Below are 17,215 nucleotides of genomic sequence, written 5' to 3'. Positions count from 1 at the left end.
TTGTGTATTAGAATGTGAATCTGATTCCTAGAGCAAGGTCTGGACCAAAGTTGTCACCATAATAGTTGTCAGAAAAATACAACTCAGGACGGATATCTAATGAAAGTTGGATTGGCACTTCATCAAATTTGTACTCAATACCTAAATCACCAGCTACAAATGCAAACGTTTTGTCATAGTCGGCCTTTTTATTGTTCCAGTTTCCAACACCTCCACCTACACCAGCGTACCAGTTGAAACCTCCGTCAATGTTCCAAACCCATTGGTAAACACCTGTTAATTTGAATGCGTCCACGTTGTTGCTGTTTCTCCATCCCAAATCTAATTCTAAACGGTTGTTGTCAGACAATCCTCTTTGGTATGAAAGCTCACCACCAAATCCATCATTGTCACCTAAACGTAAACCTAAAGCGTTTTTTGAAATTTCTTGTGCTTGAGTGCTAAATGCTAATCCCATTAACATCATAGCTGATAAAATAATTTTTTTCATAATTAAAGTTTTGTTACATGCAAATCTACAACTATTATAGGTTGTTATTTTATGATATAATTTTAATATGTTATAAAATTTCCATTTTTGTTTTAATCGGAATAGGAATACAAAAATTATTTAGGTAAAATTATGGACGCAATGAGCTGTTCTCCTGTGATTTCTTCATTTTCTATACTGCTTTCGTTTTCAGTAAATAATGATTCTTGATAACGAAATAATTTCCATTTTTTCCTATTGTATTCTAATGCGGTTAGGTTTTCAACCCAGTCACCAGAGTTTAAATACATTGTGGAGCCATTTTTATTGCTTTTCTTTAAAATCTTAGGTTCATGAATATGTCCACAAATTACAAAGTCATAATGGTTTTCAATAGCTAGTTCTGTGGCTGTTTCTTCAAAATCTGAAATGTGTTTCACCGCTTTTTTTACACTAGCTTTGATTTTTTTAGAAAAAGAGTAGGGTTCCTGACCTATTTTTTTTAGACACCAATTAATAAATCGATTCATAAGAATTAAGTAATCATAACCTAAACCGCCTAATTTAGCAATCCATTTAGCATGATTAACAGAAGCGTCAAATACATCTCCGTGGAAAATCCAAGCTTTTTTATCGTTTAATTCTAAAACAATTTTATCAGCTAATATAAAGTTTCCCATATTCATTTCGGTAAACTTTCGAAGCATTTCGTCATGGTTACCCGTAATATAATATACTTTGGTTCCTTTAGAAGCAAAGCTTATTATTTTTTGAATAACTTTTAAATGAGATTTGGGGAAATAGGATTTTCTAAATTGCCAGATATCAATAATATCGCCATTTAACACTAAAATATCAGGTTTTATGGACGATAAATAGTTGTTTAATTCTTTGGCGTGGCTTCCGTAAGTCCCAAGGTGAACATCGGAAAGTACAACTACTTCAACTTTTCTTTTTTTCAATTGATTCAATTAATTTGTTGTTATGCAAATTAACGCTGATGATGTAAATTCATCTTAAACTTAAGGTTAATAAAAAAGGTTTCTATGTAAACAAATAGTGCAAATTTATCCCTCATTTTAAAAATCTTTAAATCTTTAATTTTTAAAGCTAAAACTAAAATAGTACTTTTGTTCAAAATTATTTATAATGGCAGGAAATAGCTACGGAACACTATTTAGAATAACAACTTTTGGCGAATCGCACGGAGAAGCTTTAGGAGGAATAATTGATGGTTGTCCATCGGGAATTGCATTAGACTTTGATGCAATTGAATTAGAAATGTCAAGAAGAAAACCAGGACAATCTGCTATCGTTACTCAAAGAAAAGAACCAGATGCTGTACAGTTTTTATCTGGTGTTTTTGAAGGAAAAACAACAGGAACACCTATCGGTTTTATTATTCCAAATACCAATCAAAAATCAGACGATTATTCACATATAAAAGATAATTATAGACCAAGTCATGCCGATTATGTGTATGATCAAAAATATGGTTTTAGAGATTATCGAGGAGGCGGTAGAAGCTCTGCTCGTGAAACAGCAAGTAGAGTAGTAGCGGGTGCTATCGCGAAACAAATGTTGTCTGATATTAAAATTCAGGCCTATGTGTCTGCTGTGGGTTCATTGTCATTAGATAAGCCTTATCAAGATTTAGATTTTTCAAAAATTGAATCTAATCCTGTGCGTTGTCCAGATGAAGCAATGGCTGCTAAAATGGAAGATTATATCAAACAAATTCGTAAAGAAGGTGATACTGTAGGAGGTGTAGTTACTTGCGTAATTCAAAATGTGCCAGTAGGATTGGGCGAACCCGTTTTTGATAAATTACATGCCGAATTAGGAAAAGCGATGCTTTCGATCAACGCGGTAAAAGGTTTTGAATTCGGTAGTGGTTTTGAAGGTTCAAAAATGAAAGGAAGTGCTCATAACGATTTATACAATGCTGATGGAACTACTAAGACCAATTTATCTGGTGGTATTCAAGGTGGTATAAGCAATGGTATGGATATCTACTTCAGAGTAGCTTTTAAACCTGTAGCTACTATTATGCAAAAACAAGATTCCTTAAACAATAAAGGTGAAATAACAGAGATGACAGGAAAAGGGCGTCATGATCCTTGTGTAGTGCCTCGCGCAGTGCCTATTGTTGAAGCTATGGCTGCGATTGTCTTAGCGGATTTTTATTTGATAAATAAAACCTATTCAAAATAAAAGTTAGATAATTTTTATTATTTTTACCCCCAAGAGGTGAAAAATTACATAATTCTTTTGGATTTAGCCGAAATGCTAATAATGATGTAATAAAAAACACAACAGTTTTGAAGAAAATAGAAAAAGCTCCTCTAGTTTTACTTGAGGAGTTTTTTTATACCATAAATTATTTAAAATTTAAAATAAGTTAGATGCATACTACGGACGAAACTACAACTAAGAAATCATTTATTTCAGGATTGACTGGGCAAATTTTAATAGCGATGCTTTTAGGAGCTGTGTTGGGTGTTATTATTCATAATTCAGTTGCTACTGAAGTGGCAGAAACATTTAGTAGCCGAATCAAAATGCTGGCAACTGTTTTTATTCGTTTGGTTCAAATGATTATTTCGCCTTTAGTGTTTACCACTTTAGTCGTAGGAATAGCTAAATTGGGTGATGTTAAGGCTGTTGGACGAATTGGTATTAAGTCTTTAGCTTGGTTTTTTACCGCATCATTTATTTCGTTGTTATTAGGGATGTTTTTTGTTAATGTTTTAAAACCAGGTGAAGGACTTAACCTGCCTACAGTAAATGCTGATACGGTAGCAGAATTTGCAGCAAAATCTCAGAGTATTTCTTTCGATAATTTCATTGAGCATATTGTGCCTAAAAGTGTTTTTGAAGCTATGGCAACCAATGAAATTTTACAAATTGTAATTTTCTCTATTTTCTTCGGTTTGGCAGCTGCTTCTTTAGGTGATTATGTAAAACCTGTAATTACGGCTTTGGATAAAACGTCCCACATTGTTTTAAAAATGGTCAATTTTGTAATGAAGTTTGCACCAATTGGTGTTTTTGGTGCCATTGCAGGTGTTTTTGCAGTTAGAGATTTTCAAGAATTAGCGATAACTTATTTTAAATTTTTCGGTTCATTTTTGATTGGTATATCTTCTATTTGGGCAGTATTAATTTTGGTAGGATATATTTTTCTTAAAAATAGGATGTCGGTTTTGCTTAAAAGAATTTTAAATCCTTTAATCATTGCTTTTGGGACTACAAGTAGTGAAGCTGTTTTTCCTAAACTAACTGAAGAATTAGAACGATTTGGTGTAAAAGATAAGATTGTATCTTTCATGTTACCTTTAGGGTATTCTTTTAATCTTGACGGAAGTATGATGTATATGACTTTTGCTAGTATTTTTATTGCGCAGGCTTATGGGGTTCATTTGGATTTAGCTACACAAATGACGATGCTTTTGGTTCTAATGCTTACAAGCAAAGGAATTGCCGGTGTTCCAAGAGCCAGTTTAGTGGTTGTTGCAGCAACTTGCGGAATGTTTGATATTCCTGTTGAAGGAATTGCTTTGATATTACCGATTGATCATTTTTGTGATATGTTTAGAACAGCAACTAATGTGTTAGGTAATGCTCTAGCTACGTCGGTAGTAGGAAAATGGGAAGAGGGTAAAGAAGAATATCTGCATTTGAACTAATGTATTTGCAGACTTATAAATATAAAAAAACCTATTTGAAAATCAATCATCAAATAGGTTTTTTTAGTATTAATACCAACGTTTTTTGTTTTTCTTAGCGGCATCAGATTTTCTCGATTTATTGGATTTTCCGCTTCTATTATTCGTTTTCGGTTTAGCTTCTGCTACAGTACCCGGATTTCCAGAATGCCAAGGATAAGGATGATCCGTGATGGTTTTTACATCTACTTTGATTAATCGCTGAATATCTTTCCAGTAACCATGTTCGTCTTTGCTACAAAAAGAGATAGCGATACCTCCATTTCCAGCACGACCTGTTCTACCTATTCGGTGTACATAGGTTTCGGGAATATTAGGTAAATCAAAATTGATTACATAAGGTAATTGATCGATATCAATGCCTCGAGCAGCAATATCAGTTGCGATTAGTACGCCTATTTCTTTATTTTTAAAGGCGTCTAAAACACGTTGTCTTGCATTTTGTGATTTGTCTCCGTGAATCGCTTCTGCGGGAACATTTTTTTTGCGTAAAGCTTTCACAATATTGTCGGCACCATGTTTGGTTCTTGCAAAAACCAATACATCTGTTAGATTGTCGTTTTGAAGTAAGTTGTAAAGAAGATTCCTTTTTTCTCCTTTTTCAACAAAATAAATGCGTTGCTCCACTTTTTCAGCCGTTGATGAAACTGGAGAAACAGTAACCGTTTCAGGATTGGTTAAAAACATTTCGGCCAATTCTCTAATCGCAATTGGCATTGTAGCAGAAAATAATAGCGTCTGACGGTTTTTAGGTGTCAGTCTTACAATTTTCTTAACATCATTTACAAATCCCATGTCCAGCATCTGGTCTGCTTCATCTAGTACCAAAGCGTGTAGATGGTCTAAGTCGATAAAGCCTTGTTTGTGTAAATCTAATAATCTTCCAGGAGTGGCAATTAAGATATCTACACCGTTTTTAAGCACATCAACTTGTGGATTTTGAGAAACACCACCAAAAATAGTTAATTGTGTTAGGTTGGTGTATTTTGCATAAGTATCAAAACTTTGCCCTATTTGTACAGCAAGTTCACGAGTTGGTGTAACTACTAATGCTCTAATTTTTTTTGGTTTTTTAGAAGAACCAACAATTCGATGCAGTTGATGGATAATTGGTATAGCAAAAGCAGCTGTCTTTCCTGTTCCTGTTTGTGCACAACCAATAAGGTCGTTTCCTGCTAAAATAAGAGGAATAGCTTGTTCTTGGATAGGAGTGGGGTTTGTATAGCCTTCTTCAAATACGGCTTTTTGGATACTTTTTGAAAGTGATAATTCTTCGAATAACATATATTTTGTATTAATTATCCTGTAAGCGTTACAGGAATAAGTGGTGCAAAGATAGTATTATTATTCGGGATGCTTGTTTTTAGCTTATTTTCAGTAGGAATAAAAGTAAAAAGAAGTTTAGTTTAAACGTTATACTTAATAGAATTTGACTTGATAAAGTCGGTCACTAAATATCCAATTAATTTTCCTATCAAGTGATTGTTCTTGTCTACATCTAGGTCAGGTGCGCCTTCGCAAATGTGTAAATAACTCGCATTTTTATTTTTAGCAAAAAAAGAAACAAATTGGCGCAATTCTTCAACTGAAAATCCGCTTAAAGTCATGGCGCTACTCGCTATGTTTGGTATTGCGTCTAGGTCGACTTCGATTCCAAAAGAATCACTTTTTATAAACTCTAAAGCTACAGCCAGTTCTTGCGAAAAGTTTTTCTCTTTTCGAATATTAATACTATCGTAGGTATTGTACCGCACTCTATCATCGATTTTTTTGATGATATCTAGTACGTTTTTAGAAGTATAATTTTCGTGTAAACCAAAAATGAAATATTTTTTTAAAAATCCTTCTTCATAGGCATAAGAAAAACCGTTGCCACTATGGCGCCCTTCTAAAATTCTAAAATCAGAATGGGCATCAAAGTTAACTGCATTGATGGGTTTTCCTTTGGCCAAGGCCGTTCCTTTAATATTACCATAAGAATTATTGTGTCCACCGCCAATGATGATTGGGATTTTTCCTAATTTGACGATATTGAAAATGATGTGTGAAACATCTTTATCAATTTTTTTTACCAATTGGCTCAGTTTTACACGGTCATCAATTTTGTTAAAGTCTAAATTTTCAACTTCTGCCATTTCCTCAGCGACATTAATTTGTCCCATGACAATAATTTGATTCCCTTTACAAAAGCGATTGTGTTGAATATTGGCGATACTTTTAATAGCTTCATTCCAAGCAGATGCTGCACCAGGTCTGCCATAATTTGCTCTAATTCCAATGTCTTCTGGAATTCCAAAAAGGACATATTTTGCTTCAGAATTTTTTAAAAAATTGAGAGGATTAACTCCTGCTGGTACAGTTAGCATTTTCTCTCCAAATTTTATTTCTCCACTTCTATGGTTCGTTACTTTGGCAAGATCGTGAATGGTGAATGGTAGAAATTTGTCCATTGGCGTAGAAAATTTTTTCTACAAAAATAATATAAATTCTTTACAGACGTTATATGTTAAAATTATATTGTTAAATTTGATATTAATATTAAAATTCAAAAAAGCTTAAAAAAATGGAAAATAAACAAAGTAGTACAAGTCTAAAGGCTGTCATAGCAGTATTAGCAGTCTTATTAGTAGGAAGTTTGGTTTATATATTCAAATTGTCTTCTGATACTGAGAAAGTACAAACAGTTTTGACAACTACTGTTAGTGAAAAAGAATCAGTATTAAAAGATTTAGAAGAATTAAAATCTACTTATGATGCCGCAATTGCCGAAAACACCTCAATGTCTGATGAATTAATTCAAGAAAGAGATAAAGTGGTTAGTTTGATGGCAGAAGTAAAACAATCTAAAGGAGATTTATCCGCTTTTAAAACTAAAATGAATCTTTTGCAAAACAAATTGAAAGCTTTAATGGCTGAAAACGAAGGTTTGAAAAATGAGAATACAGTAGTTAAAGCACAACGTGATAGTACCGTTGTGGTTTTGAATGAGTCTAAAAAGTACAATGAAGCTTTAGTAGGTCAAAATGATGAATTGTCTAAAGTTGTTGAAAAAGGTTCTAAGCTAACTGTTTTGAATATTCAAAGTTCAGCGTATAAAGTGAGAAGTTCAGGTAAAGAAATTGAAACGGATAAGGCAAGAAGAACAAATATGCTTAAAATTAGTTTTACTATTGCGGGTAACGAAATTGCTAAATCAGGAGATAAAACCTATTATGTGCAAGTGATTGATAGTAAAAATAATGTCCTAGGTGAAAAGAAAACAATCAACTTTGATAGTATGAATTTGACTTATAGTTTTACAAGTACTGTAAAATATGAGAACAAAACAGTTCAAGTTTCTGAAAACCTTCCAGGGAAAGATTTCCAACCAGGTAGTTATTTTATCAATGTTTTTGACAAAGGAGAATTGGTTTCTAAGTCAAGTTTTAATTTGAAATAATAAACTTTAGAGACATAAAAAAAGAGGAGTTTTTGCTCCTCTTTTTTTATGCATTGTATTGAAAAAAATTATTCATTAATTTTTATTTCAAATGTTTTGTCCCAGTTTTTACCAGTAACAAAAACAGTCTTCGTTTTAGGATTATAAGCTGTTCCATTTAAAACATCATCTGGAGTGGCTTTTGTTAATTTTCTTAAAGAGGATAAGTCTAAAATGCCTTCAACAGCTCCATTAGTTGCATTTATTACAGCGATCGCATCTTTTTGCCAAATGTTAGCATAAAATTTACCATCGATAAGTTCCAATTCATTTACCGATTTAATTTTAGAACTTCCTGAATACACATTGATATAGTCAACCATTTTTTGAGTATTTGGATCCATTTTCCAGATTTTTTCTGTCCCATCTGATTGATAAATGTATTTGTCGTCATGAGTCATTCCCCAACCTTCAATTTCTTTTTCATAGGTAAAAGTTTTTTCCAGTTGTAAGGTATTGGCATTGAAAATGAATCCTTTTTTATCTTGCCAAGTTAATTGAAATAGCTTACCGTTTATGAAAGTAATTCCTTCTCCAAAGTAGGCAGTATCCATATCAATTTGTTTGAATATTTTACCTGTTCTATAGTCGTATTTTCTTAAATACGAAGTGCATTTAATTCCAGTGCCAGAGGTTCCAGATCCTGTACTCTCATATAAAGTATCGTTATAGAATTCAAAACCTTCTGTAAAAGAGTTGGTATCGTGAGGATAGGTGTTTACGATGTTAAATTGTAATAATTTAGGTGTTATATTCGATACTACTTCAATTCGGGTAGTGGTTTCGGCATTTTCACCTTCAAAATAAACTACAGCTTTTATATTTTGATAACCTAGTTTTTGATTTTTTAATTCAAAAGAAAGTTTTTCAAGTCCTTTAACTGTTTTTATTTTAGTGTCATTAATGTAGTAAACAATACTGTCAACCGCTTTCGATTTTGGATTCAAAATACTTAAATCAAGACGTTCTTGAGGTTGGTATTGTGTTGAAATAGTCGAAGAATCAAAATTAAATATCGTATTTTCTCTATTTTTTGTATCTCCACAATTAGAAAGTATTGTTCCTAATAAAATGAAAGATAGTAAGTTATATTTTTTCATGCTTTGTTTTTTAAAAGTTCTAATATACAATGTTATTTTAAGCTATCAAAAGGGCTTGCAAAAATATAAAAAGATTGTATATTTGCACCGGCAAGTCCTACACGACCAGCTCCTGCAGACTCCCCCAGGATGGGAACATAGCAAGGGTAAGCGGTTGAGCGGTGCGATGTAGGTCGCTTGCCATTTTTTATTTAATCTGATTTTTTTTTCGGATTAGTTTTTCAGAATTAATACAAAAGTAGTCTTCCTTAGGGAGGATTTTTTTATTTTTGGCCCTTTGGAAAGTTAGAAAGCAGAAGTTAGATATTAGATTTAAACTTTAATCTTTAAACGATTAACCATAAACGACAAACCATAACCCATAAACAGTAAACCGTATAAAAAATGAATAAAGTAGTATTGATTACCGGAGGTTCTTCGGGAATAGGAAAATCTATTGGTGAATTTTTACATCAAAAAGGGTTTATAGTTTATGGAACCAGCAGAAATCCCGATGCAGTTTTGAACTCTGTATTTCCATTAGTAGCTTTGGATGTTAGAGATGTTAATTCTATTCGTTCTGCAATCGATACGGTTATTGCTACAACGGGAAGATTAGATGTGTTGATTAATAATGCGGGAGTAGGGATTACAGGCCCTTTGGAAGAAATTCCAACTTCGGAAATCAAAAACAATTTCGAAACTAATTTTTTTGGTCCTATTGAAGTGATGAAGGCGGTGTTGCCACAAATGCGCCAACAAAAGTCGGGTTTAATTATCAATGTGACTTCAATTGCCGGTTATATGGGCTTGCCGTATAGAAGTGTTTATTCGGCGTCCAAAGGCGCGTTAGAATTAATTACTGAAGCCTTGCGAATGGAAGTGAAGTCTTTTGGAATCCATATCACCAATGTAGCTCCAGGTGATTTTGCAACTAATATTGCGTCGGGTCGTTTTCACGCTCCTTTGGTTAAAGGTTCGGCATATGAGGTTCCTTATGGTACTACTTTAAAAATGATGGACGAACATGTTGATAGTGGAAGTGATCCTAATGATATGGCAGTGGCAGTTTATAACATCATTCAATCACCAAGTCCTAAGATTCATTATAAAGTAGGCGCTTTTATGCAAAAGTTTTCTATCGTTCTTAAGCGATTATTACCAGATGCAGTTTTTGAAAAAATATTGATGAATCATTATAAATTATAATAACTATGGAGAATTGGTTTGATACTATTGGAATTGTTTTTCCATTAGTGTTCTTTATCCTTTTATGGTTAATTATCAGAAGAATACTAAAGGCGATAAGTGATCGAATTAATAATGCTGAAGAGCATCGAAATGAATTATTAAACGTTTTAGAGGAAATTCGTGATGAATTGAAAGAATTGAATAAAAATAATTCGACTAAGTAATTTAAATTGTAAATTTGCAAACGTTGATTAAAATTAAGTGTGTAAAAAACACTTTTTAACAAAAGAACTAAAAACAATTAAATATATAAATTATGAAATTTTTTATTGACACGGCTAATTTAGCTCAAATTAAAGAAGCACAATCTTTAGGTGTATTAGATGGGGTAACAACTAATCCGTCTTTGATGGCTAAAGAAGGAATCACTGGAAAAGATAACATCTTGAAACACTATGTTGACATTTGTAATCTTGTTGACGGTGATGTAAGTGCTGAGGTAAATGCTTTGGACTTTGAAGGAATGGTGAGAGAAGGGGAAGAGTTAGCTGAATTACACGAGCAAATCGTTGTAAAATTACCTATGACTAAAGAAGGTGTTCAAGCTGCTAAATATTTTTCTGACAAAGGAATCAAAACGAATGTAACCTTAGTATTCTCTGCTGGACAAGCTTTATTAGCTGCTAAAGCAGGTGCTACTTATGTTTCTCCATTTTTAGGAAGATTAGATGATGTTTCTACTGACGGTTTAAACTTGATTCAAGAAATTAGAGAGATCTACGATAACTACGGATACGAGACTCAAATTCTTGCGGCTTCTGTACGTCACACAATGCATATTGTTAACTGTGCGAAAATTGGTGCTGATGTTATGACTGGACCATTATCTGCAATTGCTGGTTTATTGAAACACCCATTAACTGATATTGGTTTAGCACAATTTATTGCTGATTTCGAAAAAGGAAACAAATAATCAGTTATTTGTCTTAATAAAAAAGTCCCGTTTGAATATTCAGACGGGACTTTTGTTTTATAAAGTGTTCTTATTTTCTCACAAATGGCGGAAGTAATTTACTGGTCACTTCACCAAAGCCAATGCGAACCTGACTGTTTTCGCAATATCCTTTGAAAATTACCGTGTCATTGTCATTGATGAATTTTCGTTCGCTACCATCATTCAGTTTTAATGGTTTTTCACCACCCCAGGTTAATTCTAACATCGAACCATAGCTATCGGGTGTTGGTCCTGAAATCGCTCCAGAGCCCATCATGTCTCCTGAATTGATTCGGCAACCGTTAGAAGTATGGTGTGTTAATTGTTGGTTCATCGTCCAATACATGTGTTTGAAATTGGATTTTGAAATTACAGTAGGCTCTGCTTTTTCGGGCTGAATTGCCACTTCAAGGTTAATATCAAAGGAATGTTTTCCTTTTTGTTGTAAATAAGGCAACGGACTCGGATTTTGTTTTGGACTGGCTACTCTAAAAGGTTCTAAAGCATCCATCGTAACAATCCAAGGTGAAATCGAAGTGGCAAAGTTTTTAGACAATAAAGGACCTAAGGGCATGTATTCCCATTTTTGAATATCACGAGCCGTCCAGTCATTTAATAAGACCATTCCAAAAATATAATCTTCGGCTTCACTAATTGGAATCATTTCTCCCATGATATTTGCATCGGTAGTAATGAAAGCAGTTTCTAATTCAAAGTCGACGGAACGTGAAGCTCCAAAAACAGGCGTAGTGGCATCAGGGGGTAAAGTTTGTCCTAAAGGTCGATGAACCGGAATTCCCGAAGGTATTATAGTTGAACTTCTTCCGTGATAGGCAATAGGCATTTGAGGCCAGTTAGGCAATAAAGCATTCTCTTCGTTGCGAATCATTTTACCTACATTGGAAGCATGAATTTTACTGGAATAAAAATCGGTATAATCACCTATAAGAACAGGTAATTGCATTTCTACTTCATTGATGTTGAAAATGATGATATTACGATGCTGAGCATTGTCGCGCAATTTGGAATTGTTTTCGTCAAAAATCTCGGCAATTCGATTACGAACCAAACGCCAGGTTTTTTTTCCGTCAGAAATAAAGTCGTTAAGAGTGTCTTGAATAAACATATCATCAGTCAATTCAATTCCTGCAAAATATCCTAATTGTTGCAGTGCACCTAAATCTATAGCCGAATCCCCAATGCGAGTTCCTACCGTAACCACATTTTCTTTGGTTAAGAATACACCAAAAGGAATATTTTGGATTGGGAAATCACTATTCGCAGGAACTTCAATCCATGATTTTCTTTTAGTATCGTTGGCAGATAATGGCATATTTTGTTAATTTTTTGTTGAAAATTATATATCAAATATATTATAATCTAACAGTTTAACAAACGTTTTTTTGTATTTTTGCGCTAAATTATTTAAAATTTAAAAAATGCAACGCGACAAACAAATTTTTGAACTTATTCTTGAGGAACAAGATAGACAAATTCACGGCTTAGAACTTATTGCATCTGAGAACTTTGTTAGTGATGAAGTAATCGAAGCTGCTGGTTCAGTTTTAACAAACAAATATGCAGAAGGATATCCTGGTAAAAGATACTACGGAGGTTGTGAAGTGGTAGATGTTATTGAGCAAATAGCTATTGATAGAGCTAAAGAATTGTTTGGAGCAGCGTATGCTAACGTTCAGCCACACTCTGGTTCTCAGGCTAACGCATCTGTTTTTCATGCTTGTTTGAAACCAGGTGATAAAATTTTAGGTTTTGATTTATCTCACGGTGGTCACTTGACTCACGGTTCTCCTGTAAACTTTTCAGGGCGTGTTTACAACCCAGTTTTCTATGGTGTTGACAAAGAAACAGGTCGTTTGAACTATGATAAAATTCAAGAAATTGCAACTAAAGAACAACCAAAATTAATCATCGCTGGAGCTTCGGCTTATTCTCGTGATATGGATTTTGCTCGTTTTAGAGAAATTGCTGATAGCGTAGGTGCAATCTTAATGGCTGATATCTCTCACCCAGCTGGTTTAATTGCTAAAGGTTTATTAAGTGACCCTATTCCTCACTGTCACATTGTAACTACTACTACACATAAAACATTACGTGGACCTCGTGGAGGACTAATCTTAATGGGTAAAGATTTTGAAAACCCATGGGGATTAACTACTCCAAAAGGAGAAATCAGAATGATGTCTTCTTTATTAGACTTAGCTGTTTTCCCTGGAAACCAAGGAGGACCATTGATGCACATCATCGCTGCTAAAGCGGTAGCTTTTGGTGAAGCTTTACAAGATGAGTTCTTTACGTATGCTCGTCAATTACAAAAAAATGCTAAGGCTATGGCTGAAGCTTTTGTAAAAAGAGGATACGATATCATCTCTGGAGGTACTGATAACCACATGATGTTAATTGATTTAAGAAACAAAGGAATTTCTGGAAAAGATGCTGAAAATGCATTAGTAAAAGCAGAAATCACTGTAAATAAAAACATGGTTCCTTTTGATGACAAATCTCCTTTTGTTACTTCTGGTATCCGTGTAGGAACTGCTGCAATCACAACTCGTGGTTTGGTAGAAGAAGATATGGAAACTATCGTAGCAATGATTGATAAAGTATTAATGAATCATACTAACGAAGATATTATCGAAGAAGTTGCTGAAGAAGTTAACGAAATGATGAGCGAAAGAGCGATTTTCGTTTTCTAATTATTTAGTTTCTAAAAGTTTAAAGTTTAAGGTTTAAAGTTCTGCGATTTTACGGTCACAGAATTTACCTTAAACTTTTTTATTTTAGATAATTTTGAACCTTAAACAAAAAAAAAATGGGAGTTTTACGTTTGCAACTACCAACTGACCCAAGATGGGTAAATATTGTTGAGAAAAATATAGAAGAAATTTTGACCGATCATGCTTGGTGTGAGCAAAAAGCGGCAACTAATGCCATGACGATTATAGTTAATAATTCAGAACATCAAGATTTGGTTAAAGATTTATTGGCTTTAGCCAAAGAAGAAATTGACCATTTTGATCAGGTACATAATATCATCATCAAAAGAGGCTTAAAATTAGGTCGTGAACGCAAAGATGACTATGTAAATGAGTTGTACCAATACATGAAAAGAAGTAGTACCGGAAGTCGCGTTTCTGGTTTGGTAGAAAGATTACTTTTTTCGGCAATGATTGAGGCCAGAAGTTGCGAACGTTTCAAAGTACTTTCAGAAAATATTCAGGACGAAGAGTTGGCTGTTTTTTACAGAGAATTGATGGAAAGTGAAGCTGGGCATTATACCACTTTTATTACTTATGCCCGCAAATATGGTGAAGGAATTGATGTCGAAAAGCGTTGGAGAGAATGGTTAGAGTTTGAAGAATCCATTATTACTAATTATGGGAAGAACGAAACCATTCACGGTTAATATATCGTTGATAAGTCTCTTTTTTCTTTGCATAATTCTCGTAAAAAATTCATTACTTTTAAGAAAAACAAAAGTTATTTTCCAATAACCCGTAAAAAAGTGATAATTATGCGAATAGAAACCGATCTCAAATTAGGCTTCAAGGATGTAATGATTAGACCCAAACGTTCTACGTTAAAAAGCAGGTCACAAGTTTCTTTAGAAAGAGAATTTACGTTTTTACACAGTACTACAAAATGGAATGGTATACCTATTATGGCCGCTAATATGGATACTGTGGGAACTTTTGAAATGGCAACCGAATTAGCCAAACACAAATTGTTTACCGCCATTCACAAACATTATTCGGTAGCGGAATGGAATGCTTTTCTTGCTACAGTTTCTCCCGAAATGTATGATTATATTGCTGTAAGTACAGGAACGGGTAAAAATGACTTTAAAAAGGTTGTTGAAATTATTACAGCTAATCCCGAGTTGAAATTTATTTGTATTGATGTGGCTAATGGGTATTCGGAACATTTTGTTAGTTTTTTGAAACAAACCCGAAAGCAATTTCCTGATAAAGTAATTATTGCTGGTAATGTGGTGACAGGCGAAATGGTCGAAGAATTACTTTTGGCAGGAGCCGATATTATAAAAGTAGGCATTGGTCCGGGTTCTGTTTGTACTACACGAATAAAAACAGGAGTGGGTTATCCACAATTATCGGCTATTATCGAATGTGCCGATGCTGCTCATGGTTTAGGAGGGCATATCATTAGTGATGGAGGATGTACCACACCAGGCGATATTGCCAAAGCTTTCGGTGCAGGTTCTGATTTTGTAATGCTAGGAGGGATGCTCGCCGGACATACTGAAAGTGGTGGTGAACTTCTGGATATTGACGGAAAAAAATTCAAGCAGTTTTACGGAATGAGTTCGACAACGGCAATGAACAAACATGTGGGTGGTGTTGCCGAATACCGAGCCAGTGAAGGTAAGACGGTTAAAATTCCTTTTAAAGGTGATGTGGTGAATACTATTTGGGATATTTTGGGCGGATTGCGCAGTAGTTGTACTTATGTAGGTGCATCCCGACTCAAAGAATTAACTAAACGAACGACTTTTATTCGCGTTAGCGAACAAGAAAATAGAGTTTTTACTAACGAATAATTCATGATACATATTGTTGAAGCAACTATTGAAGATTTACCTACTATTACAAGTATTGCTCGTAAGACGTGGCCTATAGCTTATGGTGAAATTCTCTCTGAAGCGCAATTGGCGTATATGTTGAATTCATTTTATTCAGAGGAAGCTTTAAAAACCAATTTAGCCAGTGGTCATGAATTTATTTTGGCAAAAGAAGATGATTTCGTTTTGGGTTTTGCTTCTTTCGAAAATAACTATCAAAAAACAGCTAAGACTAAAATTCATAAAATCTATATGCTTCCTGAATCACAGGGAAAAGGCATAGGGAAGTTGTTAATTGAAAATATTAAAAAAAGAGCTATTGCTAAAGGTTCTAAAAGTCTTCTATTAAACGTCAACCGATTTAATAAAGCCATAGGTTTTTATCACAAAATGGGTTTCAATATCATTCAAGAAATTGATATTGAAATTGGATTGGGCTATTTAATGGAAGATTATGTGATGGAGAAGGAGATTTAAGAGATCCAATTAGCTTTTAAATAACCCAATTTTAATTTTTTTATAAAAAGAAAGGCTGTCTAAAATTATTTTAAACAGCCTTTACAATTACAATAAAGAACAAGTATTCTTATTTACTCCAAGGACCATAGTTTTTGTAAGCTGGTCCAGTTAATTTTTGTCTTTTAGAACCGCTAGTTTCTACTAAAACCAAATCTTCTTTTGCATAGGTTTCTTTACCTACTTGTTGGTTTTTATATTCAGGTCCTTGTAGTGTTTTTTTATTATTTACGGTATATATTTTAGTTGGAACAGCATTGTGCAACCAAGATTGATAATTTTTAAAAGCAGGACCTTTTAAATCATTGCGTTTTACTTCTGTTTGCTCTTGAGCAGATGCACCTAAAGAGATAACTAAAAATCCTAAAATCAAGACTAATTTTTTCATGACTATTACTTTTAATGTTTATACAAATTTACATTCAGTAATAGGCTTTTAGGATTATGTGAAATTACCCAATTTGTATCCGTATTTATACGGATTTTTATAACAGCTATTTTAGATTAGATTCATTTTTGCTGCTTTTTTAATCAATTCGGCAGTATTTTTTACTTCTAATTTTTTTAAAATATTAGCTCTGTGGGTTTCAATGGTACGTGAACTTACAAATAATTTTGTGGCTATTTCTTTTGTGGTTAAGCCTTTAGCAATTAGACCTAAAACTTCGTTTTCTTTATTGGATAAAATATTTTCACTGATACTTTGATTTGACATAAAGTTGATCATTTTTTCAGAGATTTCGGCACTGAAATATTTCTTCCCTTTGCTAACGCTTCTTATGGCTAGAATTAATTCAGATTCATCTGTGTTTTTCAAAAGATATCCGTGAGCTCCCATTTTGGCACATTTTGCAATATAATTACCATCGTTGTGCATAGAAATAACAATAGGTTTTATATTGGCATTTATGTTTTTTAATTCTTTTAAAACCTCGAAACCATCCATATTAGGCATCGTAATGTCTAGCAATACAATATCGGCCTCGCATGAACTATTTATGAGTTTCATAAATTCGATTCCATCAGCTACACTTTGTACAATTTTTATCTCGTCATGCTTTCGTAATAACTCGGCGAGACCATTTCTAAAAAGTTCATGGTCATCTGCTATTATTAATTTGATTTCTTTCATTTATAGCTATTTAATGATTTTCAATAATGAC

At 33.6% G+C, this 17,215-nt stretch carries 18 protein-coding genes and 1 other RNA gene; 11 read left to right on the top strand and 8 right to left on the bottom strand.

Going from position 1 to position 17,215, the window contains the following annotated elements:
* Positions 1-7 precede the first annotated feature (7 nt).
* Both ACFPTQ_RS11470 and ACFPTQ_RS11465 read right to left on the bottom strand, forming a co-directional pair.
* On the bottom strand, positions 8-490 hold the full coding sequence (locus ACFPTQ_RS11470; RefSeq protein WP_379777664.1) for a hypothetical protein: 483 nt from the start codon (positions 488-490) through the stop codon (positions 8-10).
* 116 nt (positions 491-606) lie between these two features.
* Entirely contained in the window at positions 607-1,431 is an 825-nt protein-coding gene (locus ACFPTQ_RS11465; protein WP_379777662.1) for a UDP-2,3-diacylglucosamine diphosphatase, read from the bottom strand.
* 187 nt (positions 1,432-1,618) lie between these two features.
* Between ACFPTQ_RS11465 and aroC the strand changes: the two genes are divergently transcribed.
* Positions 1,619-2,683 carry a chorismate synthase gene (aroC, locus tag ACFPTQ_RS11460; protein ID WP_379777660.1) on the top strand — a complete coding sequence of 355 codons (1,065 nt, stop codon included), beginning with the start codon at positions 1,619-1,621 and terminating at the stop codon, positions 2,681-2,683.
* Positions 2,684-2,874: 191 nt separating this feature from the next.
* Positions 2,875-4,158, top strand: coding sequence for a dicarboxylate/amino acid:cation symporter (locus ACFPTQ_RS11455; protein ID WP_379777658.1), 1,284 nt, complete (start codon positions 2,875-2,877; stop codon positions 4,156-4,158).
* Between the two features lie 69 nt (positions 4,159-4,227).
* Here the strand turns inward: ACFPTQ_RS11455 and ACFPTQ_RS11450 are convergent, their stop codons facing one another.
* Both ACFPTQ_RS11450 and ACFPTQ_RS11445 read right to left on the bottom strand, forming a co-directional pair.
* Positions 4,228-5,481: a DEAD/DEAH box helicase gene (locus tag ACFPTQ_RS11450; protein WP_379777656.1), complete on the bottom strand. Its 1,254-nt coding sequence runs from the start codon at positions 5,479-5,481 to the stop codon at positions 4,228-4,230.
* 122 nt (positions 5,482-5,603) lie between these two features.
* Positions 5,604-6,647, bottom strand: coding sequence for a formimidoylglutamase (locus ACFPTQ_RS11445; protein WP_379777654.1), 1,044 nt, complete (start codon positions 6,645-6,647; stop codon positions 5,604-5,606).
* 113 nt (positions 6,648-6,760) lie between these two features.
* Here ACFPTQ_RS11445 and ACFPTQ_RS11440 point away from each other — a divergent pair, with 113 nt between their 5' ends.
* Entirely contained in the window at positions 6,761-7,636 is an 876-nt protein-coding gene (locus ACFPTQ_RS11440) for a hypothetical protein (protein WP_379777652.1), read from the top strand.
* Positions 7,637-7,704: 68 nt separating this feature from the next.
* Here ACFPTQ_RS11440 and ACFPTQ_RS11435 read toward each other — a convergent pair whose 3' ends face one another.
* Positions 7,705-8,775, bottom strand: a complete 1,071-nt coding sequence (locus tag ACFPTQ_RS11435; RefSeq protein WP_379777650.1) for a glutaminyl-peptide cyclotransferase — start codon at positions 8,773-8,775, stop codon at positions 7,705-7,707.
* Positions 8,776-8,863: 88 nt separating this feature from the next.
* On the opposite strand from ACFPTQ_RS11435, the gene ffs reads away from it, so the two are divergent.
* The 4 genes from ffs (at position 8,864) to fsa (ending at position 10,918) form a co-directional block, all read left to right on the top strand.
* Positions 8,864-8,961: signal recognition particle sRNA small type (gene ffs / locus ACFPTQ_RS11430), an RNA gene on the top strand.
* A 198-nt stretch (positions 8,962-9,159) separates the two neighbouring features.
* Entirely contained in the window at positions 9,160-9,963 is an 804-nt protein-coding gene (locus tag ACFPTQ_RS11425) for an SDR family oxidoreductase (RefSeq protein ID WP_379777648.1), read from the top strand.
* Between the two features lie 5 nt (positions 9,964-9,968).
* Positions 9,969-10,169 carry a hypothetical protein gene (locus ACFPTQ_RS11420; protein ID WP_379777646.1) on the top strand — a complete coding sequence of 67 codons (201 nt, stop codon included), beginning with the start codon at positions 9,969-9,971 and terminating at the stop codon, positions 10,167-10,169.
* Between the two features lie 92 nt (positions 10,170-10,261).
* Complete coding sequence (fsa, locus tag ACFPTQ_RS11415; protein WP_055091173.1) at positions 10,262-10,918, top strand: fructose-6-phosphate aldolase; 657 nt, start codon at positions 10,262-10,264, stop codon at positions 10,916-10,918.
* A gap of 70 nt (positions 10,919-10,988) precedes the next feature.
* On the opposite strand, the gene fahA is transcribed toward fsa, so the two are convergent.
* Positions 10,989-12,272: a fumarylacetoacetase gene (gene fahA / locus ACFPTQ_RS11410; protein WP_379777643.1), complete on the bottom strand. Its 1,284-nt coding sequence runs from the start codon at positions 12,270-12,272 to the stop codon at positions 10,989-10,991.
* A gap of 106 nt (positions 12,273-12,378) precedes the next feature.
* Between fahA and glyA the strand changes: the two genes are divergently transcribed.
* The 4 genes from glyA (at position 12,379) to ACFPTQ_RS11390 (ending at position 16,013) form a co-directional block, all read left to right on the top strand.
* Complete coding sequence (glyA, locus tag ACFPTQ_RS11405) at positions 12,379-13,653, top strand: serine hydroxymethyltransferase (RefSeq protein WP_278035820.1); 1,275 nt, start codon at positions 12,379-12,381, stop codon at positions 13,651-13,653.
* A gap of 116 nt (positions 13,654-13,769) precedes the next feature.
* Complete coding sequence (locus ACFPTQ_RS11400; protein ID WP_278035819.1) at positions 13,770-14,363, top strand: tRNA-(ms[2]io[6]A)-hydroxylase; 594 nt, start codon at positions 13,770-13,772, stop codon at positions 14,361-14,363.
* 108 nt (positions 14,364-14,471) lie between these two features.
* Positions 14,472-15,515: a GMP reductase gene (gene guaC, locus ACFPTQ_RS11395; protein WP_379777641.1), complete on the top strand. Its 1,044-nt coding sequence runs from the start codon at positions 14,472-14,474 to the stop codon at positions 15,513-15,515.
* A gap of 3 nt (positions 15,516-15,518) precedes the next feature.
* The gene (locus tag ACFPTQ_RS11390) at positions 15,519-16,013 is read left to right on the top strand and encodes a GNAT family N-acetyltransferase (protein ID WP_379777639.1); all 495 of its coding nucleotides are present in this window, start codon (positions 15,519-15,521) and stop codon (positions 16,011-16,013) included.
* A 109-nt stretch (positions 16,014-16,122) separates the two neighbouring features.
* Here the strand turns inward: ACFPTQ_RS11390 and ACFPTQ_RS11385 are convergent, their stop codons facing one another.
* Positions 16,123-16,440: a hypothetical protein gene (locus tag ACFPTQ_RS11385; protein ID WP_379777637.1), complete on the bottom strand. Its 318-nt coding sequence runs from the start codon at positions 16,438-16,440 to the stop codon at positions 16,123-16,125.
* Positions 16,441-16,551: 111 nt separating this feature from the next.
* Positions 16,552-17,184: a response regulator gene (locus ACFPTQ_RS11380; protein WP_379777635.1), complete on the bottom strand. Its 633-nt coding sequence runs from the start codon at positions 17,182-17,184 to the stop codon at positions 16,552-16,554.
* Positions 17,185-17,215 lie beyond the last annotated feature (31 nt).

It is taken from the genome of Flavobacterium sp. GCM10022190 (assembly GCF_042656445.1).
In the GTDB taxonomy this organism is placed as follows: Bacteria; Bacteroidota; Bacteroidia; order Flavobacteriales; family Flavobacteriaceae; genus Flavobacterium; species Flavobacterium nitratireducens.
Note: the sequence above shows the minus strand (reverse complement) of the source record. Positions and strands in the feature narration are given on the sequence as shown.